Annotated in this window: 21 protein-coding genes; 6 read left to right on the forward strand and 15 right to left on the reverse strand. The window is 40.5% G+C overall.

The annotated features are described in order from the left end of the window. On the reverse strand, nt 1-326 hold a 326-nt coding region (locus ACEW8O_RS05755), incomplete at its 3' end, for a hypothetical protein (RefSeq protein WP_373493668.1). 520 nt (nt 327-846) lie between these two features. Here ACEW8O_RS05755 and ACEW8O_RS05760 point away from each other — a divergent pair. Further along, nucleotides 847-2103: a hypothetical protein gene (locus ACEW8O_RS05760; RefSeq protein ID WP_373493669.1), complete on the forward strand. Its 1257-nt coding sequence runs from the start codon at nt 847-849 to the stop codon at nt 2101-2103. Between the two features lie 360 nt (nt 2104-2463). Here ACEW8O_RS05760 and ACEW8O_RS05765 read toward each other — a convergent pair whose 3' ends face one another. The 4 genes from ACEW8O_RS05765 to ACEW8O_RS05780 form a co-directional block, all read right to left on the reverse strand. Further along, on the reverse strand, nt 2464-4872 hold the full coding sequence (locus ACEW8O_RS05765; RefSeq protein WP_373493670.1) for an ABC transporter permease: 2409 nt from the start codon (nt 4870-4872) through the stop codon (nt 2464-2466). Between the two features lie 176 nt (nt 4873-5048). Further along, nucleotides 5049-7454, reverse strand: a complete 2406-nt coding sequence (locus ACEW8O_RS05770) for an outer membrane beta-barrel protein (RefSeq protein WP_373493671.1) — start codon at nt 7452-7454, stop codon at nt 5049-5051. A gap of 447 nt (nt 7455-7901) precedes the next feature. Continuing rightward, on the reverse strand, nt 7902-10328 hold the full coding sequence (locus ACEW8O_RS05775) for an ABC transporter permease (protein ID WP_373493672.1): 2427 nt from the start codon (nt 10326-10328) through the stop codon (nt 7902-7904). Nucleotides 10329-10643: 315 nt separating this feature from the next. Continuing rightward, nucleotides 10644-13043, reverse strand: a complete 2400-nt coding sequence (locus ACEW8O_RS05780; RefSeq protein WP_373493673.1) for an ABC transporter permease — start codon at nt 13041-13043, stop codon at nt 10644-10646. A 748-nt stretch (nt 13044-13791) separates the two neighbouring features. On the opposite strand from ACEW8O_RS05780, the gene ACEW8O_RS05785 reads away from it, so the two are divergent. Further along, nucleotides 13792-14514: a class I SAM-dependent methyltransferase gene (locus ACEW8O_RS05785; protein ID WP_373493674.1), complete on the forward strand. Its 723-nt coding sequence runs from the start codon at nt 13792-13794 to the stop codon at nt 14512-14514. Nucleotides 14515-14551: 37 nt separating this feature from the next. On the opposite strand, the gene ACEW8O_RS05790 is transcribed toward ACEW8O_RS05785, so the two are convergent. Then, nucleotides 14552-14893 carry a hypothetical protein gene (locus ACEW8O_RS05790; RefSeq protein WP_373493675.1) on the reverse strand — a complete coding sequence of 114 codons (342 nt, stop codon included), beginning with the start codon at nt 14891-14893 and terminating at the stop codon, nt 14552-14554. Nucleotides 14894-14899: 6 nt separating this feature from the next. Here ACEW8O_RS05790 and ACEW8O_RS05795 point away from each other — a divergent pair, with 6 nt between their 5' ends. Together ACEW8O_RS05795 and ACEW8O_RS05800 are read left to right on the forward strand one after the other, a co-directional pair. Then, nucleotides 14900-15091: a hypothetical protein gene (locus ACEW8O_RS05795; RefSeq protein ID WP_373493676.1), complete on the forward strand. Its 192-nt coding sequence runs from the start codon at nt 14900-14902 to the stop codon at nt 15089-15091. Nucleotides 15092-15230: 139 nt separating this feature from the next. Next, a complete protein-coding gene (locus ACEW8O_RS05800; RefSeq protein ID WP_373493677.1) occupies nt 15231-15650 on the forward strand; it encodes a hypothetical protein in 420 nt (139 codons plus the stop codon). Between the two features lie 13 nt (nt 15651-15663). Here the strand turns inward: ACEW8O_RS05800 and ACEW8O_RS05805 are convergent, their stop codons facing one another. The 3 genes from ACEW8O_RS05805 to ACEW8O_RS05815 form a co-directional block, all read right to left on the reverse strand. Continuing rightward, nucleotides 15664-16008 (reverse strand): hypothetical protein, encoded by a 345-nt coding sequence (locus ACEW8O_RS05805; protein ID WP_373493678.1) that lies wholly within the window; start codon nt 16006-16008, stop codon nt 15664-15666. Between the two features lie 6 nt (nt 16009-16014). Beyond that, nucleotides 16015-17040, reverse strand: a complete 1026-nt coding sequence (locus ACEW8O_RS05810; RefSeq protein ID WP_373493679.1) for a zinc-binding alcohol dehydrogenase family protein — start codon at nt 17038-17040, stop codon at nt 16015-16017. Between the two features lie 67 nt (nt 17041-17107). After that, nucleotides 17108-17374, reverse strand: coding sequence for a cupin domain-containing protein (locus ACEW8O_RS05815; protein WP_373493680.1), 267 nt, complete (start codon nt 17372-17374; stop codon nt 17108-17110). 193 nt (nt 17375-17567) lie between these two features. Between ACEW8O_RS05815 and ACEW8O_RS05820 the strand changes: the two genes are divergently transcribed. Continuing rightward, the gene (locus ACEW8O_RS05820; RefSeq protein ID WP_373493681.1) at nt 17568-18032 is read left to right on the forward strand and encodes an SgcJ/EcaC family oxidoreductase; all 465 of its coding nucleotides are present in this window, start codon (nt 17568-17570) and stop codon (nt 18030-18032) included. 75 nt (nt 18033-18107) lie between these two features. Here the strand turns inward: ACEW8O_RS05820 and ACEW8O_RS05825 are convergent, their stop codons facing one another. Beyond that, a complete protein-coding gene (locus ACEW8O_RS05825; protein WP_373493682.1) occupies nt 18108-18275 on the reverse strand; it encodes a hypothetical protein in 168 nt (55 codons plus the stop codon). A 230-nt stretch (nt 18276-18505) separates the two neighbouring features. On the opposite strand from ACEW8O_RS05825, the gene ACEW8O_RS05830 reads away from it, so the two are divergent. Beyond that, complete coding sequence (locus tag ACEW8O_RS05830) at nt 18506-20923, forward strand: ABC transporter permease (protein WP_373493683.1); 2418 nt, start codon at nt 18506-18508, stop codon at nt 20921-20923. A 408-nt stretch (nt 20924-21331) separates the two neighbouring features. Here the strand turns inward: ACEW8O_RS05830 and ACEW8O_RS05835 are convergent, their stop codons facing one another. From ACEW8O_RS05835 to ACEW8O_RS05855, 5 genes are all read right to left on the reverse strand, one after another. Continuing rightward, complete coding sequence (locus ACEW8O_RS05835) at nt 21332-23059, reverse strand: FAD-dependent oxidoreductase (RefSeq protein ID WP_373493684.1); 1728 nt, start codon at nt 23057-23059, stop codon at nt 21332-21334. Between the two features lie 224 nt (nt 23060-23283). Next, entirely contained in the window at nt 23284-23589 is a 306-nt protein-coding gene (locus tag ACEW8O_RS05840; RefSeq protein ID WP_373493685.1) for a type II toxin-antitoxin system RelE/ParE family toxin, read from the reverse strand. Beyond that, on the reverse strand, nt 23586-23810 hold the full coding sequence (locus ACEW8O_RS05845; protein ID WP_373493686.1) for a hypothetical protein: 225 nt from the start codon (nt 23808-23810) through the stop codon (nt 23586-23588). The genes ACEW8O_RS05840 and ACEW8O_RS05845 overlap by 4 nt, the downstream gene beginning before the upstream one ends. A 96-nt stretch (nt 23811-23906) precedes the next feature. After that, nucleotides 23907-24953: a linear amide C-N hydrolase gene (locus ACEW8O_RS05850; protein ID WP_373493687.1), complete on the reverse strand. Its 1047-nt coding sequence runs from the start codon at nt 24951-24953 to the stop codon at nt 23907-23909. A 184-nt stretch (nt 24954-25137) separates the two neighbouring features. Then, the coding region (locus ACEW8O_RS05855; RefSeq protein WP_373493688.1) for a hypothetical protein at nt 25138-25553 on the reverse strand (416 nt) is incomplete at its 5' end.

A 25553-nucleotide genomic window follows, 5' to 3' on the forward strand; every position in this document is an offset into this window, starting at 1 on the left:
ATTTCCCAATCCTGATGGCCCCGGATGTCAAACTCAGATCCTTTCTGACGGTTGGTTCTGGAGTAATATAGCGTACCTTCGTCATCCACCTGAATAGAAATAGGGTCAAAAATCAAAGAATCCACTCCCCATAATGAAAGACTTAAGCCATCTGCCAGTTTTGGACTGACCATGGATTCAATCGTGGAAGCAAGGTTTTTGACCTCTTCCTGATCCAATTGTTTGATACGGAGATCCTCAGGGGACTTTTTGGTACATGAAAACCCAACCGTAATTATTATCAAAATCGCAATTAATCGATGGGAGTTATGGGCAATGGCTTTCATAAAATAGCTGTAGGTTATAAGGTTTTTTCAATTGGCGTTAAATATACCAAAAAACCTAAAGGATGAATAAGGTAATTAGGTCAATGGTAGTCAGGTAATTTAGATTGCTATTTTACAGTCAACTGATTTCAAAATAGAAGAAAGTATATAAATCACATGTGTCCTAAGTAGCGAGGTAACTACAATTGGATTGGAAAAATTTTTTTATGGTGTTTGATTAAAAAGTGGATAATCATATAAATTTTTCTTTCTGCTATATCTCTTTTATGAAATTTCTCTAATGAATGATAGGGAATTTTCCACATGATGCAATTTATACTCGTTTTCTTTGAACCAACTTACATCAATAAGTCTTTTATATATGCTAAGCCTTCCGATTTCTCTCTCAAGATCTTATTTGGGAAATAATCTGATCTCAAACCTATTTCTATTTTCACATATAATGCTATACATTATTAAAGCCTTCCGATTACAAAATACCATTAATTTCACAAGTTTTAGTATTACCAGATTATTCTTAGTGTTGATTTTTTTATTCTATCTCGGTCCACTTTCTGCCCAGACGTTAAAGGAAATTACCGACCAGGATACTACTAATATAAAATCTCTGGACGCACCTAGTCAGGATATCATCTCGGTTTTTCTTGACTGTCAGACCTGCGACAATAATTATATTCGCCAACAGGTTAATTTCGTCAATTATGTAAGAGACCCCACCTTGGGTCAACTGCATCTGTTTATAACAAGGCAGGGAACAGCAGGAGGTGGAAGTGTCTTCACACTTTCTTTTATCGGTAAGAAAGATTTTCTGGAAATCAACAATACACTAACCTACATTTCCGTGCAGACCAATACCAGAGATGAAGAACGGGAAGGTTTAAATACCAAGATCACTTTGGGTTTAGTGCCCTATGTGGCACACACTTCCATGGCAGATAAATTATTCGTTTCCATTTCAGATGTTGAAATAGAACAAACTCCACAAGAAGACAAGTGGCAAAATTGGATTTTTGAAGTATATGGAGGAATTGATTTCTCCAAAGAAACAAGTGTAAGTGTCCTGGACCTCAGATATGGACTTTCTGCGGAGCATATTACGGAAGAGTGGCGTATTCGCCTGAGGCCTTATTTCAATTATAACAAAAGGGATTTTGTAAGGAATGAAGAGGTAATTGAGAGTATCCTCCATAGAAACGGATTCAGCGGAAGAGCCGTAAAAAGCATCAATCAACATTGGTCAGTAGGTTTATTTACCAACGTGGTTTCCTCCACCTTTAGTAATATTGATTTGGGTATTTCTGTAGCACCGGCTATAGAGTTTAGCATATTTCCTTATAAACAAGCTCTTCGTAAAGAAGTCACCGTCGCCTACAGTGCCGGATTTGACAGGCGGACCTATATGGAAGAAACGATATTTGGGAAAATGGAAGAATCTCTCCCCGGCCATGCCTTGGAATTTGGGGTAAGAATCCGACAGCCCTGGGGATCTTTGAGGGTCCAATTGGAAGGTTCTCAATTTTTACACGATCTGGAAAAATATAGGATTTCCTTTGACAGTAATCTGGCTTGGAGAGTATATAAGGGGTTTTCTGTCAATCTTTCTTCCGAACTGGGCATTGTTCGGGATCAATTGTCCCTTCCAAAAGGAGATGTGTCTTTGGAAGATATCCTTCTATCTCAGCGTCAATTGGCCACAAGCTTTGGCATCTCGATGTCAGTAGGTATGAGCTATAGCTTCGGCTCCATCTACAACAGTATTGTAAATACCCGTCTATAAAAAATTTTAAATCCCAGCAAATGTTATTAGTTGTCAAATATTCTATCGTCTTTCATTACCAACCACATGACCCAATTCATAGTTGCAATTGCTAATTGATAAGCTGCAAGTCCTTTTAATTGGTAGTTAGCAATACAAAATGCAAAAAGGGAGAATAATATTCACCCTTTTTATCTCTCTGCTTATTCAGTTCAAGTAGTTATTACTTTCCTTCCCATAAACATTATTATCTAGCTAACAAGAATTTTACCATTCTGTCCCAATATCCATAAATATCCGACATGCCTGCAGGCGAATATCAACAAATATCAGTTTCCCATCATATAGCTCCTTAAAGATCGGACACAATAACTGTTTATTTTACTCACTCCTCAACCCCAACACGGTATTTCTATACGCTGCCATTAAGGCCTGCAAACCCACCATCACTAAAGTGACCAACAGGGCTCCAAAAACTACTGCTGCCATTGCCATAGGAACAATCTCTGTGCGGTAAGCAAAATTCTGCAGCCATTCTTTGCCGAAATACCATGCCACAGGGACTGCCAAGAGAGAAGCAATGATCACCAAAAGCATAAATTCCCTGGACAAGGTATAGACTAATTGTGGTATCCCTGCACCCAATACTTTTCTGATACTCATTTCCTTGGCCTTGGATTCTATCATAAAGGAAACCAAACCCAGCAGACCGATCAGGGAAATCAACAGGGTAAGCCCCGCAAATAACCTGAACATCTTGGCCATACGCAGTTCTGCCTGATACAGTCTTTCGAAGTCTTCATTCAGAAAGAAGTATTTGAAATCAGTTCCTGCAAAATCACTTATCCATTTTTGATTCAGTGTTTCCAGAATGGCTGTGGTCTGCCCAGGGTCAAAGCGCAGGGACAACCAATAGGAGTAATCAGGCGCCCAATCCATGGCAATGCCATGGATGGCCTGCTGCAATCCCAATTGATGGTAATCCCGTACCACCCCTATGACAGTTCCCTGCGGAGTGGTGGAAGGCGATACGATTTTCTTACCTAAAGCTTCTTCGGGGCTGTCCCAACCGAATATCCTGACAGCCCTTTCGTTCAGCACCAAGCCCTCTGTCCGGTCCGTTTCTCTCTCGGGATCAAAAAATCTTCCTGCTACCATTTCCAAATTAAGGGTATTCAGGTAATCCTCATCCACAGAGAGGTATTCTAAAGAAACGGGGTTTTCGGCCTCTCTTCCCTCGGGATAAGCTATCTGTCCTCTCCATCCAGGCCTACCGGGGATACCGTTGGAATAAGAAATCTTTTGAATACCTGAAATATCCCCCAATTCATTTTTAAGGCTTTCTATACGGTTTTTGGAAAGCTTGGAAGCGTTGATCACCAAGATCTCATCTTTGGCAAAACCCAATTCTTTCTGCTGCATAAAGTCCAATTGATTGAGCACGACCAAAGTCCCCATTGCCAGGGAAACGGAAATAAAGAATTGGAACACAACCAATGCCTTTCTCAAATTTAGCCCAGAACTTCCGGGAGTAAATTTCCCTTTCAGGATCTTCACAGGTTGTAGGGCAGAAAGGTGCAGTGAAGGATAGTATCCTGCCAACAGGCTGATAAGCAAAAGCAGGGCAGTTATTCCCAGCAGGATTTCAGGTTTCAGGAGACTTTCCAGGGTATAGGTTTTATCCACCAACTCATTGAATACCGGCATCATCGTGCTTGACAGGAACAGGGCAATCAAAAGTCCAATTACCGTAAGTACAAATGCCTCTGTCATAAACTGTGTAATCAATGCCATTCTGGATGAACCAACCACTTTTCTCAGGCCTACCTCTTTGAAGCGGTCCACAGAGCGGGCCGTGGACAAATTGATGAAATTGATACAGGCAAGCAAGATGGTAAAAAGACAAATTCCCAAGACCATGTACACCCGGTCGATACTTCCCAATGTGCCAAACCTGTTTCCCGATTGGGATTTCAAATAAACATCTTCCATAGGTTCAAAATAAAGTAACGCTTCTGAACCCCAAGAGCGCATCTGATCTCCCACCTTGTCCATATAGACGTTTTTTGCTTTTGCTTTAAAAGCCTCATGATCTACCCCTTCTTTGAGCAGGAGGTAGTTGCCCATATTGATATTTCCCCAGCCGTTTTCAGTGTAATCGGTTACTCCCCTCATGATATCGAAGGTAGCTTGGGAGAGCAAAAGGTCAAACTGAATATGGGAATTCTGTGGGACATCTTTTACTACTGCACCCACAGTGATAGGGATACTGTCCCCGATAAAAAATTCTTTGTTGACCCCATCCTCACCTTTGAACAATTTCGCTTCAAAATCCTCGGTGATAACCGCGAAATAAGGTTTTTCCAAAGTCGAACTCACATCTCCTTTTGTGATTTCAAAGGAAAATACTTCGAAAAATTTCTTGTTGGTGTAGATCGTCTTTGGGCTATGGTTTTCCTGATCGGAAGTCACCTCATATCTCGGCCATCCAATGGTATAGACAACCTTATCTATCTCAGGGTATTCAGCTTCCAGGACCTGTCCCACAGGCCAACCATTGTCACTGTTATAGGATTCCGAACCGGACTTCAGATCCACAAAAACAGTATTGACACGGTAAATACGGTCAGCTTTGGTATGAAAATTATCAAAGGAAAATTCATCCAATGCATAGATCAACATAAAAATTCCGCCTGTCAGGCCCAAGGCCAAACTGAGGATATTGATAATCGAAAAAGCCTTCCGCTTTTTCAGATTTCTCAGTGCGATTTTGAAGTAGTTTTTGAGCATATAAAATCAGCCTTCCACTTCCATGCCACTATAAAAACCTTCTTGCGCTCAAAAGATAAGGTATTTAGGTCTATTATTAGCCGACTGCACGGACAGTTTTGTCCGCAAGCGGTCGAAAATTTTACAGCGTCCTTATTTGCCAAGCAAAATTACCAGTCCTCATTTAATTTTTCTAGTTAATTGCTCCTTTTCATTTCCTCCTCGGCTCCGGTCTTGCGCTGCCTGGCCTTTTTCAGTTGCTGATTGCCAAAGGTATAACTTAGATTAAGCAGGACTACTCGTGAATCAAATAGGATATGGTAATTCTGAACAAAATCTGGTGTGGTACCCACACCCACATACCTGTTGGTGTAAAAAATATCCTGTGCAATTAACTTTGTCTTCCAGTTTTCCCCAATAGATTTTTGAAGTCCCAAATCCAGGCTACCCAGCCATGGGGTAGTAATGAAAGCCTGTCGTGTAGGAGCGCTCAGCCATCCTGTTATTTCCGCAGACCAACCTTTGCCTATCATGATCGAATTCATCCCGTTAATTCTACCGGAAAACTGTTCTGCCTCCATGGGAGAACCCAAAAACACAAATTGGAAACCGTTGTACACCCCTAAAAGCGTGGTCTGCATAGTCCAGTTGTTCATAATGTCAATGGGGAAACTGATGTTGAGATTATAAAGCTGAGAGGTGCCGAAGTTTTGAAAGTTGCGTTCAGCAGTCTGATGATCTACTGGCTGCAATATGGGAATGATGATATCTGAAATATAATTAGCCCCCAAGGCCGTGAAAATCTTGTTGTCAAAGGCATGCTTCAATTCCAGGGTATGGGTGTATTCCGGAGTAAGGAAAGGATTACCACGTTGAAAAGCATACGGATCCAAATATGAACGGCCCGGGTTAAGGGACTGGTAATTGGGCCGGACAATTCTATAACCATAACTGAAGGAAAGCCTTTGTTTCTCTGAAATTTCTCTTGAGATAAAGAAGGTTGGGAAAAGGTCCAGATAATCCCTTGGGACTTCTTCTTTCAGATTCAAGGAACGGGCATTGGACTTGGTGTGCTCTGCCCTCAGGCCCACCTGAAGTTCGGTATCCGCAAAGGGACTGCCCGAGAAACTCACATATAAAGCATTTATGATTTCCAGATACCGGAAATGGTTGGAAAGCAAGGGGTCAATTTGGATGTCATCCATAGGTCCCCTGCTCAAGGTCATATTATTGTCACTCCTCACCTCAGACATTTTATATCCTGACTCCATTTTCCAGTTGCCGATGGGCTGCTGATAATCCACTTTAAAAGTGAGGATATCCAATTGAGTGGGCATTTCCGTGAAAAGTCCCTCCCTACCAGTGTCCGGATTTTCCGGAATCAGCGTGGAAGTAATAAGATCATTGCTAAAATCCCGGTTGAAAATACCCCTATCAAAATCCGCGGAAAGCATGGACCCGCTTTTTGCGAACTGGTATTGGAAATTCAGGTTAACAAGGTGGTTTGAGGAAACATTGGAAAGTGTCTTATCCGTAAACTGTTGGAAATAAGGCGGATTTGACTCCATCCTGCGGAAGGTAGTAAAGGCGGGGCTTTCTTCAAGGGTATTATTCCAAAAGCCTGTCCACACAATCCCTATGGTGGTTCTATCATTGGGAAAATAATCAATTCCGGTTTTGGCATTCCCTCCTTTACTCTTAAACCTGATGTAGGCATGCTGGTCCACCAGATTTCTGAGCTCACCATCTGCCTGATCACGGGACAAGTTAAAGTCCCAATAACTTCTATTATTAAGACCACTGATGTTGCCAAAAAAATTCATTTTTTTGGTTCGGTGGTTCAACTGTAAACTTCCGTTTGATCTTCCGTACCGACCGGATCCTCCCGTCAAAGAGGCCGACCCATTTGTGCCGACATTGTCATTCTTTTGTAAGATGATGTTAATGATCCCGGAGTTGCCTTGGGCATCCTCCTTTGCCGAAGGATTGGTAATCAGCTCAATTTTATCAATATTGTCGCTGGGCATGCTCCTGAGAAGAGCCACCACATCAGCCATGGCCATGTAGGTCTGTTTACCGTTGATCTGCACCATCACCTGATCCCGACCCATGAGGGAGATGCCATCGTTTTGCCGGTCTACCCTTACTCCGGGTGCTTTCTCCAATATTTCCAGGGCGGTGCTGCCTGTGGCCACAATGCAATTGGCCACATTGACCACAGTCTTGAAATTATCCTGCTCGATCAATGGGCGTTTAGCTTCCACTAACACTTCCTCCAAGCCTTCCAACTCTTCTTCTAAGGATAGTAAAGGGGCCTCAAGATCCCGTCCGTTTATCACTATCGGTATAAAAACCTTCCTATAACCCATCATATACCCATTCAACAGGTATTTTCCTTCCGGAACATTTTCCAGCCTGTATGCACCTTCATTGTCGGATACGGCACCTTTGATCAACATGGAATCTGAGGGATTCAACAAGAGAATATTGGCAAAAACTATTGGGTTATTGCTTTGGTCAGTGACCATTCCGTTAATATTGTGCTGGGAATAGGCCTTAAATACCAGAAGGATAAGTAGAATAATAAACAGGGACTTTTTCATCCTTATTTATTGAATGATGAATTTTAAAAATATTGCTAGAACTAATCGGGTTAGCTCTTCTCCAGGCTTATTTTAATTCTCCTGAAAACCTTTTGCAACAGGAAATTTACCGAAGCATGATTTCCTGATCCTTATTCAATCAATGGTATAAGTTAACAAATAATTAAAAACTTAAACCATACATTATTAATGCTTTCTATGTCTTTGGTGGAAGGAAAGCAAAGTTTTCGATTAATGCTTTTTCAAACATTTGATTAACCATTTCAACTTTTTTCCCAAAATAGTAAATTTAGCAATCCTTCCCAAAACCACAAGAATTGGTTTATCTATTTCAATTGTATTTCTACTGAATTTCTACCTTATTTCAATTGTATTTCCATAATAATCCCGGTGGTTAAAAAAAAGACCCCCGAGGTTAAAAAAAAACCTCAAAGGTCGGCCCCCTCCTTATTCCACCTTAAAAGCATCCACCGGATTGATCATGGCGGCGCGGATGGATTGGGAACTGACGGTCAGGGCTGCAATTAAGGTTGCCGTGAAACCGGCTATTAGGAAAACTACCCAGGATACAGAGACACTGTAAGCGAAATTGTCCAGCCATCCGTTCATGCCATACCAGGCTATGGGGATGGCCAACAGGAATCCGAAGAATACCAGTTTCAGGAAATCCATCCCCAACAGCGAAACGATACTCCAGATACTGGCCCCCATTACTTTTCTGATGCCTATTTCTTTTGTCCGCTGTTCGGTGGCATAGGCTGCAAGACCAAATAAACCCAATACAGAGATCAAAATAGCCAAACCGGCAAAGAACCCGAATACTGCACCTACCTTTTCTTCCGCCTCGTATTGCTGTTCAAACCTATCAGACACCAAATAATAATTGAATGGAAAATCAGGTTTCATGGCCACCCACTCTCCTTGTAGAAATGCCAAGGTGGCCTCTTTATTTTCACCTTTGATTTTGATGGCTACTTCATTGAACCGGTCGGTTGGAATCAGGAATACCATGGGACTGATCGGCTGATGAAGGGATTCAAAATGAAAATCCTTAACAATCCCTGTTACATATCCCCTTCTAATGCCATATTGGAACGGCTTGTTAATAGCCTCCTCTGCACTGGACCAACCAATGGCCCTTATTGCAGATTCATTCAATATAAAAGCCTCTGTTGAATCACTTGCCATATTGAAATCAAAATCACGGCCCGCAACCATTTCCATCCCAAACGTCTCTACAAATGAATGGCTGACATGAATGTCTGCTATTCTGACTTCAATGGGCAACAATTCACCGTTTACTTCTGCCTGTGCCCCTTGTGCATCTAACAGTCTTCCCGAAGGAATCCTGCTTCCCAATGCCACATTTTCAATCCCCGGTTGCTGAAGCAGTCTTTCCTGCATCATCTCATAATTTCCTATGAATTCATCATAAGCAGGAAGTACAACTATTTCATCTTTGTCAAAACCCAGGTCTTTGTTTTTCATAAAATCCAGTTGGTTCAAAACAACCATCACGGCGACAATCAGAATCACGGAAATTGCAAATTGACCCACCACCAAAAAAGACCTTAATTTTTCATGAATGGAACCGATTTTATAGGTTCCCTTCAACACTTTGACAGGTTGAAATCCTGAAAGGAAAAGAGATGGGTAACTTCCAGCCAACAATCCTACAACAACTACCAGTGCCAACAATCCTATGAGATATTCAGGATGACTGAAAAAATTCAAACTGAGTAACTTCCCAGTGAAATTGCTGAAAGTTGGAAGGAATATATATGCTATCAACAGTGCAGCTATCAAAGCTATCAGTGACATCACTATCGTCTCTGCCATAAACTGCCTAACCAATAATTGTCTATCGGCACCCAATACTTTTCGTAAACCCACCTCCAAAGCTCTTTTGGCAGAACGGGCGGTGGCAAGATTCATGAAATTGATACAGGCGATCAGGAGAATAAAAATGGCAATGGCACTATAAATATAGACATATTCAATACTGCTGTTAGGTTCGATTTCGGAATCCAGGTTTGAATGTAAATGGATATCGGTCAAAGGCCACAAAAACAATTTGGTACCCATAGAGGCGGAGAAACCCTGGGAACTCTTTGGTAAATGTCGATCAATAAAATCCGGAATCTGTCCTTCCAAATCGTTGACATCTACTCCCTGTTCCAAAAGCAGGTAAGTTCCAAAATTGTTGCTCCCAAAGTTCTTCATCATACTTTCGTAGCCTCCATAAAAATCGACTACAGGTTCCATCGATGCCAAAAAGTCCGCTCTAAAGTGAGAGTTATCAGGCACATCTTCCATAACTCCTCTGACCTGCATATTGACTGCTTCCGATCCGATCATTATTTCCAATGATTTGCCTACTGCATCCTGCGTACCAAAGTACTTTTCTGCCATGGTTTTACTGATGACCATTCCATCAGGAAATGTGAGTGCAGTTTCAGCGTCCCCTTCCAACAATGGCCATGAAAATACTTTGAACACTTCAGGGTCGGAAAAGAAGAATCTCTTTTCCTCAAAAACTTTGGCTCCATCTTTTGCCACAACATTGACATTCATCAGCCTTACTGCTTCCTGTATTTGACCTTCAAAATCAGATTTCAATAATGGTCCGAAAGGTGGGGCCGCATGTCCCAAATGAAGGTTAGTCTCTCCATCGGGATTGAACCATGCCCTTGAAACACGGTAAATCCTGTCCGAATGCTCATGGTATTTGTCATAACTGAGTTCATGCTGGACAAAGAGAAATATCAAGATACTTGCAGCCATCCCAACCGACAATCCCAAAATATTGATCAGGATATAAGCAGGGTTTTTCTTCAGATTTCGGATAAATATTTTAAGATAGTTGTGGAGCATGGTAGTTGTTTTTGGTTGTTGTAAGTATCTATTTTTGTAAGGTTATCCAATAATTGGGGTTAATCCTTGGGTTTATTGGTTGTTTCGCTTTTCATAATTTGTTTACCAAACTTGGATGTTGCTTAGTGCTTTCTGACAGATATTGCCACGTCGCACGAAAGGTTTCTGCATAAATCAAAGTCATCTGAAGTGCTCCTCGCAATGACGGTTCCTAAAACCTTCTGTCTCCCGTCTTCCGTCCTTATAAGCCTACATCTTTCTCGCCTCTTGGTTCTTGGTTCTTGGATCTCACCTCTCTCCTTCATCCTTTCCCCCCTACTCATCCTTCAATGTCTTCACCGGATCCTGTACAAAAACCTTTATTGTCCTGTAGCCTATGGTAAGGAAGGAAATGATACCTACGACCAATATTGCCATGATGAATATCCAAGGCGACACCTCAGTTTTGTTTGCGAATCCTTCAAGCCATTGATCGGAAAACCAAATTCCAAATAGAACTGCCATCACAGCTGATATCCCCAGTAATACAAAGAAATCAGCAGAGAGCACTTTGAGTACATCAGTTGCTTTCGCACCAAGGACTTTTCTGATGCTGATTTCCCTAGTTCTTCTCAGGGCCACATAAGACACCAAACCAAACAGTCCCATACAGGCAATGAAGATAGCAATCCCTGAAAACAGGGTGAAAATGCCTCCAATCTTCTCTTCGGAATTATACATCCTGGCATATTCCTGATCGACAAATTTGTAATTGAATGGTCTTGTCGGAAAAAGTCCTTTCCAAATGTCTTCTACCGAAGCAAGGTATTCACTTGGGTTCCCTTTTGGTAATTTGGCCATAATCACATTGGTCTGGTCCGGATCAATAAAAATGGTCAATGGGCCAACTTGGTGGTGAAGGGAATTAAAATAGAAGTCTCCGACCACTCCTTTGATATAAGATACATTTCCATTGAAATCTATTTTCTTACCTACAGCATCTTCAACCTCCCAACCCATTTCTCTTACAGCAGATTCATTCACAAGGACAGGCAGTTCTTTTCCTTCCTTATAAGCTATTGAATTCGATATATCCATATCTGTAAAATCCTGACCTGCTACCACCTTCAATCCAATTGTTTTTACAAGATCATGATCGACAGAATATCCTGTCACCATCAGTTCACGCTCATTGTCCCCACCGGGAAATATGGAATAGCCGGCTTTGATATAAATCGGCATATCCGCTGCCATGGTGACCGACTGTGCTGCTCCTGTTCGTATAAGTTCATTTTTGAAACTTTCATAAGAAGGTTTCATATTGTGGTGCAAAGTGAGTGAAATCACCTCTTCCCTGTCATATCCCAAATTGGTTTCCCGCATAAAATCCAGTTGGTTTTTGACAATCAGGGTAGCCATCAACAGGCCTATGGAAACAAAAAACTGGAATACTACCAACCCTTTTCTCAGCCATGCACCTCTGTGTATCTGCATCTGTTTCCCCAAAGCTTTCAACGGCTCCATTCCTGATAAAATCAGGGCCGGATAGATGCCGGAAGTTATTCCTACGATCACCAAAATCCCCACTAAAACCAGGAGTCCGATTGGGGACATCAAAAGGGTCAAATCCAGAGGAACTCCTGAAATATGAGCAAATTGAGGCATCAGAATATAAAGTGTCAACATACTCAACACCAATGCGCTGAAAGTCAGGATAAAGGATTCGGAAATAAACTGCCCAAAAAGCTGCATCCGTTCGGCACCCAACACTTTCCGTAAACCAACTTCCTTGTTCCGCTCTGTGGCTTCAGCGGTCGCTAAATTGACATAATTGATGATGCCTATGATGATCAGCAGAAAAGCAACAACCCCGAAAATGTAAAGATATTTGATATCAGAGGTTGGCTTTACCGATCGTAATTCTTTGCTGCCCAAATGAATACTGGAGACAGGCTGAAAAAGAAAAACCGCTGAAAATCCATAGGCTTTCATAGCCTCTCCCAAGTACTTATCTGCCATTTGTTCCAACTTGGATGAAATCATTCCCAAATCAGAACCCTCTTTAAATTTGGCATAAGTGAGATAATTGGCCGGTGACCATTCAGGATTTTTGCCGTGTCGGTGGGTTTTGAAAGATGCCAGGAAATCAAAATCCAAGTGGCTGTTGGATGGAAAATCCTCCATCACACCGGAAATAATATATTCTGCTCCATCCACTTTAAGGGATTTCCCTACAGCCGTTAATGGATTCCTGAAATATCTTGTGGCAGTTGAAGCGGTCAAAACCAATTGATTGGGTTCGGTCAATACCTGATTGGAATTACCTGAAATCAGTTCAAAGTCAAATACTTCAAAAAAATGACTGTCTGCAAAGGCAAATTTGGACTCTTCCTGAATATCTCCATCATGATCGACCACTACTGAAGAAAAGATGCTCAAATCAAAAATAAGTGTGGCTGTTTCTACTTCCGGAATTTCCTCCATGATGGTAGGCGCCAAACTGGACGGAGTAGTAGCCACGAGTTGGGTCTCCCCACCTGAGGAGAATTCCTGATTGAATTTATAAATCCTGTCATAATCCGAATAAATCTTATCATAGCTGAACTCATGGTTGATGTAAAGGGAAATAGCCAAAAAACTAACGATAGCAATCGTCAGCCCGAGGATATTGATACCTGTGTATAGTTTTCGCTTGGACAGGTTTCGGAACGAGACTTTAAAGTAGTTTTTCCACATTTTTTTTAAGATGTGAGACGTGAGACACAAGACATAAGAAATAAGAGTTTTAGACCTGCCAGGCAGATAAGATTAAGAATTGGAATCTCTAATCCATTCTTTGTTGATTTGAATAACTCCTTTTGCAACAAACCTTATTGTCTGTTGCTTTATCTTAAAATAGTTGGTTCAGTTTTCAATCGGTCTTTAGGACTGTTATGGTATTCCCACTTTTGTGCCACAAGTGAAAAGCTCAAAAATGATGTAAACAAGGGTGATTTATAGATTGTTTTGAAAAAAAGGCGTACAGTTTTGACCGTCAGCGGACAAAGAGATTGAAAAAACCAAAGCCCCGACATCATCGGGGCTTTGCGTTGTTTATCAACTAAACTAAAATACCTCTGGAAAAGAACGTTTCGGTATGCGAGGCAACAGACCTTGGGGAAGAATACAATTATTTTCAATCCTTCCTGTGTGACATCAAATTCAAATTAAATGTTACCTCTTTTGCAGTAAGGACATTCATAATGTCCATATAGTTGGTTCAGTTTTCAAAAGGGCAAACATCAAATTGATTTGATGCTGATATTCCATTTCCCAAAAAGATGCCAAACTAATAAATGCCCAATTTAGCATATAGGGGTTGTTTCTATAATGAACTCAATCTGTATCCGTACAGTTATTGTCCACTTCCGCTCAAAACAATATAGAATGCCCTTCGTTTTTGAATTATATTCAGTATAAAATTTCCCATTTAAATCCCAATATCATGAATAAGTTTACACTTTTACTTTGCTTTTTTCTGATGTCGATTTATTGTGATGCCCAGAATTCACAAAAAGAGATTTCAGATGAGACCGTCTATTCTTACAAATCTCCTGACCGCGATGGAACAGGAAAAGTTTATATGGGTAGGGAGATTTCGCAGGTGATGAATTTTATGGGCATGAGTTGGCTGGAAAGGTCCACAAGGCCCCAAGAAGAAAACACAGAACTCGCCATTAAAAACCTACCTATCGACGAAAGTAGTGTAGTTGCGGATATTGGTGCGGGGTCAGGCTATTATACTTTTCGTATTGCCAAATGTGTGCCTGATGGATTGGTGTATGCAGTGGAAATCCAAGATCCGGCCATCAAATACTTGAAGGAGAAAAGCAAGGAGTTGGGTTTTGACAATGTAAAGACCATCAAAGGAACCGAAAAATCACCTAATCTGCCCGAAAACGCCATTGACTTGGCCATCATGGTGGACGTGTACCATGAATTGCTTTACCCCCAAGAAGTATTGCAGGAAATCAAAAAAGCATTGAAACCCGATGGTAAATTATTACTGATAGAATACAGAGGAGAAGACCCAAAAGTCAGGATCAAACCATTGCACAAAATGACGGTGGAACAGGTTACCAAAGAACTTTCAGCCAATGGTTACAAATTGGCTCGAAACGGTCAATTTATGAATATACAGCATTTCTTGGTCTTTGAAAAAGAGTGAAAAATTCCGGATATGTCCGGGGAGTTGAATTCAAGTACTATTGAACCTTTAATCCCACCTGATAACGGCTGCATTTTTTATGCAGAAAATCCAATAAATCATTTTCTGTTTCTTTGCTGTCCAAGTAAAACCTGATCAACTTCGTTTTCCCTTTTTTAGGCTTGATTTGTATGAAATTGAGTTCACTGGATTCGTAGGGACCGATCTCTTCTTTCAATGGCCACAAATTTCTATGGAATGAATATGTTTGACTGAACAGCATCAACCTGATTTTTGAAATTCCTGAAAACCGGAAGTTTTTCTTTTTTCCATTTTGTTTAAAGATGATTTCCTCTTCTTTGAGTTTTATCTCACCGGATTTTTTTGAATCGAAAAACAAAAAAATTTGAACAAAAAAATCAACAGTCCAAGGAAGATGGGCATACTTACTAAAATGCCCCAATTAGACAATGACCTGTTCAAAATCAAAAACAAGCCTAGGCCCATAACCATCAGACCAAAGGCTGAAATATTCAGCAATTGGGATGTATCGTTTGTTTCTTTGGTATCTAAAGCAAGCGTTTTCATAATTCTGTAATATTATAAACAGGCTAAATGAAGATAGGGTTTCATCAAAAAATCAAAACACATTCTATCTACTAAAGGCATTAAAACTGGAAACACAAGATTTATAATACAAAATTGAATAAACCGTGAAGAATAGTTAGCTTTATTACATGATGATAGACAATCTTTTGAAAATTGAAAAAATCGGAAAACAGTTATTAAGAGGAGGAATTGCCATTTACCTGGCTTCCATTATATTTTTTACTCTGGGAAACATCAAATCAATGGAATTGGCACAAATACAGACTGGGCTGGTCGGAATGCTATTGTTCGGATTGATATTTTTGCTTCTATTTCATTATAAAAATCCCAAAGCCGGAGCTATTGGGGGAGTTGGAACTATACTGTTTTTTTTGGCTTCTGCGATATTGGTTGGATATAGTGATTTTTCCCAAAATGCGTCTGTTTCAATCATCTATCTGCATATCATCAAAGATATTTTACTTGCCTTTGGTGCATTGGCATTGACCGGAGAATCGATCAAAGAAATGGTCAGGTTGAGGATCACCAAACCATTTCCGAGGAGGTAATGCTATAAAAGTTTCAATTGTTCCATATTAACTGATATATCAAAATTAGCACAGCGATAATTACGATGGTTGTGTATACCAACTTATTGTTTTTTGCCAACCAATTGGGCAGGTAAATATCAAAATTATGGGCTTGGGAATCTGAATATTTCCTTGCAACCAAGGTTACGGGGCAAATTGATTTAAAAACCAATAGGACAAGTCCTTCCAAAACAATAAGACCTAGACAAATCCACACCCATTTATCTATCTTGTTGACAATAACCGCATACAGCAGGTAAAAAATCACCACATTGAAAAAAACCCAAATGGCTGTATGCAGGATTTTGACCCAAATCAGTTTTTGAGAACTGTTCATTTTGCGTCAATCATTTTCCCAATGCACCACAATCTTTCCGATTGATTGCCGGGACTCTAAATATTCATGGGCTTCAGCCAATTGATTCGAACTATATTCTCCACCTATCTCAGGATCAAAGATGCCTTCTTGATAAAGCTTCAAAACTTCTTTCATACAATGTTGGAGCAAAGCAGGCTTATCCTCTGCTATTCTCAGCATATTCACACCTATAATACTGACTGATCGCATCATCAGAAGTATAGGAGACCAGATTCCAAACCCTGCCGCAACTCTGAGTTTGTGGAAAAAGCTTTTCGAAGACGACATGCTACTACCGCCATAGACCACCATTTTTCCGCCGCTATTGAGCAGGTTCATTCCTTTCCGGACAGAAATTCCTCCAACAGGATCGAAAACCGCGTCAAGTTTTTTCTTCCATCCCTCCTTCTCCAATACTTTTTCAAAATCCTCATTTCTGTAATCTATCGGAAGATCTACTCCTTGAGCTTTAAGATAATCCAACTTATGGGTACTGGCCGTTCCCGCAATCACACAACCTCTTCTTTTGGCCATCTGAATCAGGGCAGTCCCTACCCCGCCGGCAGCGGCATGGATCAGTATATGGTCGCCGGGATGCAGATTGAGGCATTCTTCCAATGCGTACCAAGCTGTGCTATACTGGACTGACAGAGCCAAGGCCTTGGCTGAATGCACCTCATCTCCAATTGGGATAACCGCCAATTCAGGTGTCAATATATGACTGGCATAACCGCCAAACCTGCTGAAAGCCAAAACCCTGTTCCCAACTTTAACACTTTTGACTGATGCACCGATTTTTTCCACCCTCCCCACAGCCTCATATCCAATCACCGTGGGCAAAGGCGGACATTCTCTATATAGCCCAAGCCGGGCCATCACATCTGCATAATTGAGTCCAAAGGATTCTGTTTTTATCAGAACTTCATCCTCAGCAGGATCGGGTAACTTCAAATCGCGGAGTTCGAATGCTTTATCAGCATCACCATTTTTAACCAAGTAGAAAGCTTTCATATCTAAAAATACCATATTTTGTTGATAGGTGAATTTTTCATTTAAAAAACATGTCCTAAACACCTCCTTAAATCCAATCTAATTTCTCAACGGTTTGTGATGATATGACTTCACCGGTATGTTTGGTCGATTTTGGTTCTATCAACATGACATGAACCTCTTCCCCATCCTGGGTCCAAGGAAAATGTTCCACACCTTTGGGAACAATCAGAATCTCACCCGGTCCTGTTGTCACCGTCTCCCTATCCTTGAAATCCATCATCAAAGTTCCGCTGATAACCATAAACATTTCATCTTCCTCTTGATGGCTGTGCCACACGAATTCCCCTTTCAATTTCGCCAGTTTGACATAATTTTAGTTGAGTTCACCGATAATATATGGATGCCAAAAACCTGGGATTTTATTGAATTTTTCTTTTAGGTTATTCTTCATAAACTGAAATTTCTATCGATTTTCTTTTTTGGTTAAATATAACAGACCTAGATTTGTTTCAGGTCAAAAAACTTCCCAATTAATTATTGATATCATGAGAATTAACATCATAGCATTTTCAGTTGGATTGGGGATGATTTTGTTTTCCTGCCATTCAAAAGAAAAAAACACCATAAGCGAAGATATTGCTACGATCACAGCCATATCCGCCGAAAGGGCAAAGGCTTTCAATGACGGAAATGCAGCTGGAATTGCCAAACACTTTACAGAAGATGCCAATTTAATGGCTCCTGATTTCCCGTTAAAAAGAGGTCAAATAGCCATTGAAGCATACTACCAGTCTATTTTTGATGCATTTGAAACAGAACTGGAAAGCGGATATGAAGATGTAAAGGTTGATGGAGACCTGGCCTATGGAAGAGGATTTGCCAAAGTATGGATAACCCCCAGATCAGGCGGAGAAAAAATCTATTCGGAATCCAAATACCTCAATATCCTTGAAAGGCAAAGCGATGGTACATGGAAGACCACCCATGATATTTGGAATGGGAATGATTAAATCCAAGTATCATAAATGGTTAACTGCTAGACTGCCAGTCAAATGACTTCCATGATAATAGCAAATTGGTCAATGCTATTCCAAGTAAAAATAAATATCGAAATCATTTAGTTGGATCGGTTTTTTTAGTGCATTCCCTTCTACTTGCAGCAATCCCTCTTTGATTTCAGTCGTATATTTTGTTTTGGATAGATGTTCGGGGGCAATAATGGCAAAAGGTCCTGCTCTATTGGAATATTTCAAATCGATTGCTTCATCTGTTTTGACATCAATGATAAGAGATGCATTTTGAGGGACACTTTGGATAATCTTTTATTTATTTTTAAACAGGCCATTTTCGAACTGTCCGACTCTGTTCCAATATTGTTCAAATCCGTTCATGTGATTTTATTCGAACCCATTATTTCATTAAATGGAGGCATTATTTCTCATTGGCATTTGTATTGGAAAGGATTTGAAAATCCATCACAGAAATGCTCAAAAACTATTTTATCACCGCTTGGCGCATCATGGCCCGACAAAAAGGCTATACTGCCATCAATATCCTAGGACTGAGTCTCGGTATAGCAGCCAGTATTTTGATCTCCATCTATATCATAGATGAATTGAGTTATGATAAATTCCAGAAAGATGGGGAACGCATTTACAGGGTGTATATGCAGGGTCAGATGCAGGACAATGCTTTTGAGGTGGCCATGACTCCTGCACCCATGGCCCAAGCGTTAAAGGAGGAAGTTCCGGAAGTTGAGGATGCAATCCGCTTTGGGATTTTCAGGACCATGCCCATGCAGTACGAGGACAAAACTTTTACTGAAGAAAGGATCATGGTTTCAGACCCTAATTTCTTTGACTTTTTCACTTTCAAGGTCCTTCAGGGCAATCCAAAAACGGCGCTTGAAGGCACAGACAAATTGGTCATTACCGAATCAGGTGCCAAAAAGTATTTTGGGGATGAAGATCCGATAGGAAAAATAATTCTGCGTGGGGCTGAAAAAAGAGCAAGCGAAATCTCTGCTGTGGTAGCTGACCCACCTCAAAATTCCCATATCACTTTTGACATGTTACTTTCTGGAGAAAGTTGGGGCTATATGAAAAATGAGCAATGGTCAAGTTCCAACCTGTATACCTATTTCAAAATACATCCGGGGGCTGATGCCAACAAAGTTCAGGAGGCATTGGAGGTTTTTATTACAAAATATTTCGGTGTGGAATTGGAGAAATTTATGGGAATTTCTTTGGAACAATTCAAAGCAGCTGGAAACAGTGCAGGGTTTTATATGCAACCCATGCTTGATATCCACCTTCATTCCAACCTTCAGGAAGAAATCAAACCAACAGGAAATATCCAATACCTATACATATTCGGTGCTGTGGCCTTGTTTATCATTTTTATCGCGTGCATCAACTTCATGAACCTGTCCACAGCTCGATCTGCCAATCGTGCAAAAGAAGTCGGGGTAAGAAAATCAGTTGGGGCAATCCGATCAAGACTAGTAGGACAGTTCCTTTCAGAATCAGTGTTATACAACTTGATCTCAACCCTTATCGCAACCATACTGATCATCATATTGCTAAGGCCTTTTAACAATCTTGCCGGGAAAAGTCTGGATTTATGGATATTCCTTAACCCGCTTGTCCCATTGGGATTGATACTATTTGCAGTTTTAATTGGTATCATAGCCGGGTCTTACCCTGCCTTTTACCTGACTTCTTTTAATCCTGCCAATGTACTCAAGGGAAAAATCAGGAATGGAGCCAAAAGATCAACTTTCAGAAATGGATTGGTGATATTCCAATTTCTGGTATCCATATCATTGATCATCAGCAGTATGGTTGTTTATAAACAACTACAGTACATACAGAATAAAAACCTTGGCTTTGAAAAAGAAAATGTCATTAATTTGTTGCATACCATGTCTTTAGAGAAAAATGCCAAAGCATTCAAAGATGAGGTGTTGCAATATCCCGACTTCGTAGCTGCCAGCTTTGCCAATAGACTTCCTCCCAATATTGATTGGAACAGTGTATTCAAAACCACGGACACCCAACAGGATTTTTTATGTAACCTTTATTTTGTGGACCATGAGCACTTGGATGCCATGGGATACAATATGGCCCAGGGAAGATTTTTTTCAAGGGATTTCCTTAGTGATTCTGCGGCAGTCATCGTCAATGAAACTGCTTTTCGTCAAATGGGATGGACAGAATTGGATGGACAGAAAATCAGTGGCTTTTGGGGCGACAATGATGAACCGGTGGAAAGGACTGTTATCGGTGTTATTGAAGACTTTAATTTTCAAAGTCTGCACCACAATGTGAGGCCGCTTATCATGACTTTGAGCGGTGAACCCAATTACGAAATGGCCATCAAACTCAATTCAGGAAATGTGGGTGAAAAAATTGCCCTTTTGGAAAGTATTTGGAAAAAGCATTCCAATGGAAATGCTTTTGAATACACCTTTATAGATGCAAATTTTGATGCCCTGTTCCGATCAGAACAAAAAATGGGGAATATCATTTTGGTCTTTACCATTTTGGCCATCAGTATTGCTTGCTTGGGATTGTTTGGTTTGGCTGCTTTCACTACCGAGCAACGATCCAAGGAAATCAGCATTAGAAAAGCTTTAGGAGCAACGATGCCACAATTGGTGACCATATTGAGTAAAGATTTTACAATCCTTGTATTGTTGGCCTTTATCATTGCAGCACCTTTGACTTATTATATCATGAACCAATTCTGGTTGCAGAATTTCGCCTACCGGACTGATATCGATATCCTGATGATTCTAGGATCAGGGCTGATTTCTATCTTTATCGCTTGGCTGACGGTCAGCTACCAATCCTTCAAAACCGCCGCCAGCAATCCGGTGGATTATTTAAGGAACGACTGAGGAGGGTGGGAATTTAGATTGTAAATTTGAGATTTTAAATTTGAGAAGCGAGAGGTTAGAAACAAGAACCAAGAAACAAGAGTGACGAGATGCTAGAAGGGGGAGATTAGAAACAAAGCCTGCCCCGAATATACCAATGACATAAATGTAAAATCCCCTCAGCGAGCTCGGGGAACGGAGGCTCTGGTTAATTTATGAGGGTGTGGGAAAAGCGGCTTCCGTCATGCAGGATCAAGAAACAATGCTTGCACTGAAGTACATCGTCTAATCAAGGCCATCACTGGGTTTCGAGGAATCAGGTTACTTAAACCCTGAACCTATACTTGGTACTTTGTTCATCGTACTTGGTACTTCCACCTTTTACCTTCATCTATTCCTTTCCCAAAACTAAAATCTAAAATCTTCGATCTAAAATCTTTCAGCCCACTCCGTCTCCACTCCTTGACTTCTGACCATTGCCTGAAATTCTCTTAAAAGGGTTTTGTCTTCTCTCACAGTTTTTGGGCTGACATTTTTGGACAGTGCAAAAGGAACCAACATTCCCACCGCTTCTCCTATACTCCATTCTACAGGATGCAGGCGGTAGCAACCATTGGTAATATGCGTTGTACCGATGTTTTTGTTGGCAGGAAGGAGGTTTTCCATATTTTGGGGAATCAAAGCTCCCAAGGGAATCTGAAAGGGAAGTGATGGGAAATCAATGTAGTTATCTCCTCTGGAACTAGGATGTAGGTCAATATGGTAATAGCCGATTCCTACACTGTCATCAAAGGTTGCTGCTTTCAATTCATCCCCTGATAAACCTGAAACCTTTGCCCTTTGCTCTTTGCCTACATGTTCTTCCAAAACTGTAAAAAGTGCTTTTATCCTTCTTGATTCTCTTACATAGGGGTATTTGGCCAAGCCATCTTCGGTACCCATGATATCATTTCTAAGCCGAAGCCCTTGCCAACCTTTTCCCCCATCAGGTCTAGCTACTTCTTTCTGCAACCAATACAAAAAGGATAAACTCAATTGTTTGCCGCCATTAAAATGCTTTTGGAATTCGGCTTCACTGACATCCACAATATTGCCGGGGATATAATCATTTTGTGGCCAATTGACCAAGCTGATATCGCCTGAATATAGACCGGGAGTGAAATTGTTTTTGTTCAAAATCCTGCGATACAACCAAAGATTCAACAGGTCGCCAGTGGGTAAACCTTCAGGGTGAAAACCCAAAGCCTTTGGTGCCAGTGTCTGCGGGTTGGAATAATGCATGGCCAACATCTTGCCAGGCCAAGGACGAGTCAGGTCAGGAACATAATTTTTCCAGAAATCATAATCGGCAGGCTTAGGAATCGTCCAGTCCTCCCCTTTGATATAATCCATCGCAAAGCAGACGGTAAATGATTGGTTGTTTTCGGGATTTCCTTTTTCAGGTGCATGCAGTTCACCTGTTTGAGCTTTGGATTCTGTGCCGGTTACATAAGCCGTTTTGGTCAATGGCAATAAGTCCCCAAGTTCTGTGGCATCTACGAAATATGGTGCGGTCAGCAACATTTCATTACCAGAAAGCAGCGATTTAGCTGTTAAGGACTTGACCTTGTTTCCTCGGCAATCTGCTGACTTTACCTGATAGTTGAGCAATAGCACCAATTTACCGGTACTCTCAAAAGGAGCAAGCATCGCATGCAAAACTGCCAAAGCCACTTTTGGTTCATGGCAGAGTCGGGAAACGGAACCATCGCCCGGATTCAAAAATTCATTGGCAGCAGCTTCCTCAGTCAATGGATAATTGTTTCTATAATATTCCCTGACGGCAGTTCTAAAATACCGATAGGATTCCGGTGCCCCATGGGTCTCAATCCAAGGATGTTCGTCAGGTGGCACACCCTGTTGGGTAATCTGTCCTCCTATCCAATCCGTCTCTTCGGTCATTACCACTGAAAGTCCGTTCCGTAAAGCTGCCAAAGCCGAGGCACAGCCACCAAGACCTCCTCCGGCAATAATAACATCAGCCTGATAGTGTCTATGATTTTCGGATACAGCTACTTTTCGGGACAAACCGTCTTTTGCGGATAGTTGCTGAAATGGAGATATGACCAAGGCACCGGAACCCAATGCCAGACCGGATAGAAAATTTCTTCTTTTCATGTGTTTATAATTTGTTTAAAAAAGTCACATGGAATCTCGCATGATTCATTTTTATCCCTTTTTGGGATGCTGATGTCATGCTCGATTTCATAGTTAAATTTTGGATTGGGCTAAATTATAAAAAATAGGTTAAGAAAAATTACTTATTTAAATTTTTTATGAAACTTAAGCTCTTAGACTAAAGAAATTTAGAGTGCCAAAATATTCTAAATATTGCAAATGATTTATTTTACAGGGTTTTGACTGGTATGGATTACATTCAAAATATCAATTGAGTCACTATTAACTTGATAAACAATTCTATAACTCCATCTGAAAAATCTCCTGACATTACCCGGATTATTTGGAAAAAATTCATCTAGTTGGTGCTTCTCTGGATCAATGGCTAAACTCTTGCTAGCATTTATGATTTCTTTTTTTACTTTGGCTGCTGCAAAAGGTGAATCCTTTTTAATGAAATCGTGATAGTACTTCAAAGATTCCACGGCTTTTTTTGACCAAATGATTTTCTTTCTTTTTATCGCTTTCACCAAGTATCTGATTCTTTTTCCAAATCTTCAACAGACACAAAATGTCCATCTTTTATTTGTTGAAGGCTTTTTTCTATTGCTTCAATATATTCTTTATGAGACATTTGAGAAAATGGTCCTTTATCTGAAGTCAATAATTTGTTAAGCACCTCCAATTTTGACCTATCAGTTATTGAATCTATGGCCTCATGTAATTTCAATTGCAATTCACCTATACTCATGTTTTCTATATTTATTGAATTTTAATAAACTCATGTCCCAATTTAATTATTTATCAGATTGATAACAAAGTTAAATAGATCTCTCCTACCACGAATTCAAATCCCCGCAAATTCAAACGGTTTTGCTGTCTTAAACAGTTTATTGGTATTTCCTGCATAAGTCTCATGATTAGACACACTCAACTTTTTGACTGTAGCCTTTTCGGAAAAATCAACTTTGCTAATATCCACCCAAAAGGTATTGGGTGTCAGGGCTGTTTCAAAATAATAGGCCAGGTTTTTTTGGTCAGAAACAGACCTCCATCTTGTGGATGATATATTGGGTTCCTCCTCTGAAGAAATACCGAAAGGAACCGAACAGTTTCTGATTACCGAAAAAACCGATGCGACCGAAACCCTCATATCATCGGTCTGGGGAATGGCATTGATATAAAAAAAAGCCCTTGCAAACCGATCTGCAGCCCTATTGGTCCCAGGAAGCATATTCAGGCCTCCAATGGATTTCCAGTAAGCATTCAATGCCAATTGTTGATCAAAAATCGGAGAGTTGGTCATCACTGTATATGATTTGTCATGATGGATCCGCATTTTTCCGTCTATATATTCAAAAATAGCATTATCGCCATTAGCATCTGAAATGGATAAATGCAAAGTTGCAAATCTTGCTGTTCCCGGAATATTGGCAGAGACGACATCAAAATCCCTATTTTCCATTGCTGCTACTGCCTCAGCCACGGTGGCAAAATTATCCAACATGTATTGCACCCAAGCTGCTATCGAAAGCCCTTTACCTTTGCCATTGTATTCGGGATACGAGGATTCTGCCAACCAAAGCAAATTGGCCACCAAGCCTTTTTCATTCATCCCATCGGTACTGCTGATGTCAAATGCACTGGTCACCACACTGCCATACTTGGATTTCCAATTCACTGAATTTGGACCCACTGCACCATTTCTGTTCATACCTCTTGGAAACAACCAAATATCCGCAGGGATTTCATCCTTCCAATCCATGGACCTGGCTGTAATGATATTTCCATTGGGACCTTGATAGACTACACGGGTGCAGGCATTGGAAAGGTGGGTGGGGGAAAGAATGTGTACAATGAAAAAAGTCGCAAAAATCATTTTTATAAATTTCATATGCAGTGTATTTTGAAACTCAAAGTATAAAATCTTAAATATTTATTTTTTGTTTTTCTAAATCTAAACAATACCACGATTGAATACAAAAATGTAATTCAAGCTTTCAAATCCAAATCTATAGCAGGATAAATATAATCTCTGTTATTGACTACTGGAATAAATCCCAAAAAATCAAAATTCATCATGAAGGTGACCATCTCCCATCCTTTTTATCAACAATGACATGGGCCCCTAAATTGTCAATAAAACCCACTCCATTATTTTCTTCTACCATATAGCCATACTCAAGATTATGGATTTTATCGCCTTCAATTACCCCCGAAATTATCCAAAACTTGGCATATTCTCTTCTGCCTATTGGTCCCTGTCCATAGGTTTTTATAAAAATACTGAAGTTTTTGCCATTGGAACTGGCAACATAACCATCTCCCGACATTCTATGGCCCCCTTCTCTGTGAGGCCCAAGTAATACTCTGACTTCATTGTTTGGTTCTTGACGGGTTACCGTAAAAATATAGGGCTCGATTTTATCACCTAGTTTCAGCTTACTATCAAAGGCATAGTTAACATCCATTATTTCCGAATAAATTATGCCTC

This window comes from Aquiflexum sp. (genome assembly GCF_041749095.1).
Lineage (GTDB): Bacteria > Bacteroidota > Bacteroidia > Cytophagales > Cyclobacteriaceae > Aquiflexum.

Excerpts from the sequence above, each read along its gene's own strand:
- ACEW8O_RS05820 (WP_373493681.1), top strand. The coding sequence starts at position 17,568 with ATGAGAATTAACATCATAGCATTTTCAGTTGGATTGGGGATGATTTTG.
- ACEW8O_RS05780 (WP_373493673.1), bottom strand. The coding sequence starts at position 13,043 with ATGTGGAAAAACTACTTTAAAGTCTCGTTCCGAAACCTGTCCAAGCGA.
- ACEW8O_RS05810 (WP_373493679.1), bottom strand. The coding sequence starts at position 17,040 with ATGAAAGCTTTCTACTTGGTTAAAAATGGTGATGCTGATAAAGCATTC.
- ACEW8O_RS05775 (WP_373493672.1), bottom strand. The coding sequence starts at position 10,328 with ATGCTCCACAACTATCTTAAAATATTTATCCGAAATCTGAAGAAAAAC.
- ACEW8O_RS05830 (WP_373493683.1), top strand. The coding sequence starts at position 18,506 with ATGCTCAAAAACTATTTTATCACCGCTTGGCGCATCATGGCCCGACAA.
- ACEW8O_RS05765 (WP_373493670.1), bottom strand. The coding sequence starts at position 4,872 with ATGCTCAAAAACTACTTCAAAATCGCACTGAGAAATCTGAAAAAGCGG.
- ACEW8O_RS05850 (WP_373493687.1), bottom strand. The coding sequence starts at position 24,953 with ATGAAATTTATAAAAATGATTTTTGCGACTTTTTTCATTGTACACATT.
- ACEW8O_RS05835 (WP_373493684.1), bottom strand. The coding sequence starts at position 23,059 with ATGAAAAGAAGAAATTTTCTATCCGGTCTGGCATTGGGTTCCGGTGCC.
- ACEW8O_RS05785 (WP_373493674.1), top strand. The coding sequence starts at position 13,792 with ATGAATAAGTTTACACTTTTACTTTGCTTTTTTCTGATGTCGATTTAT.
- ACEW8O_RS05805 (WP_373493678.1), bottom strand. The coding sequence starts at position 16,008 with ATGAACAGTTCTCAAAAACTGATTTGGGTCAAAATCCTGCATACAGCC.
- ACEW8O_RS05845 (WP_373493686.1), bottom strand. The coding sequence starts at position 23,810 with ATGAGTATAGGTGAATTGCAATTGAAATTACATGAGGCCATAGATTCA.
- ACEW8O_RS05770 (WP_373493671.1), bottom strand. The coding sequence starts at position 7,454 with ATGAAAAAGTCCCTGTTTATTATTCTACTTATCCTTCTGGTATTTAAG.
- ACEW8O_RS05800 (WP_373493677.1), top strand. The coding sequence starts at position 15,231 with ATGATGATAGACAATCTTTTGAAAATTGAAAAAATCGGAAAACAGTTA.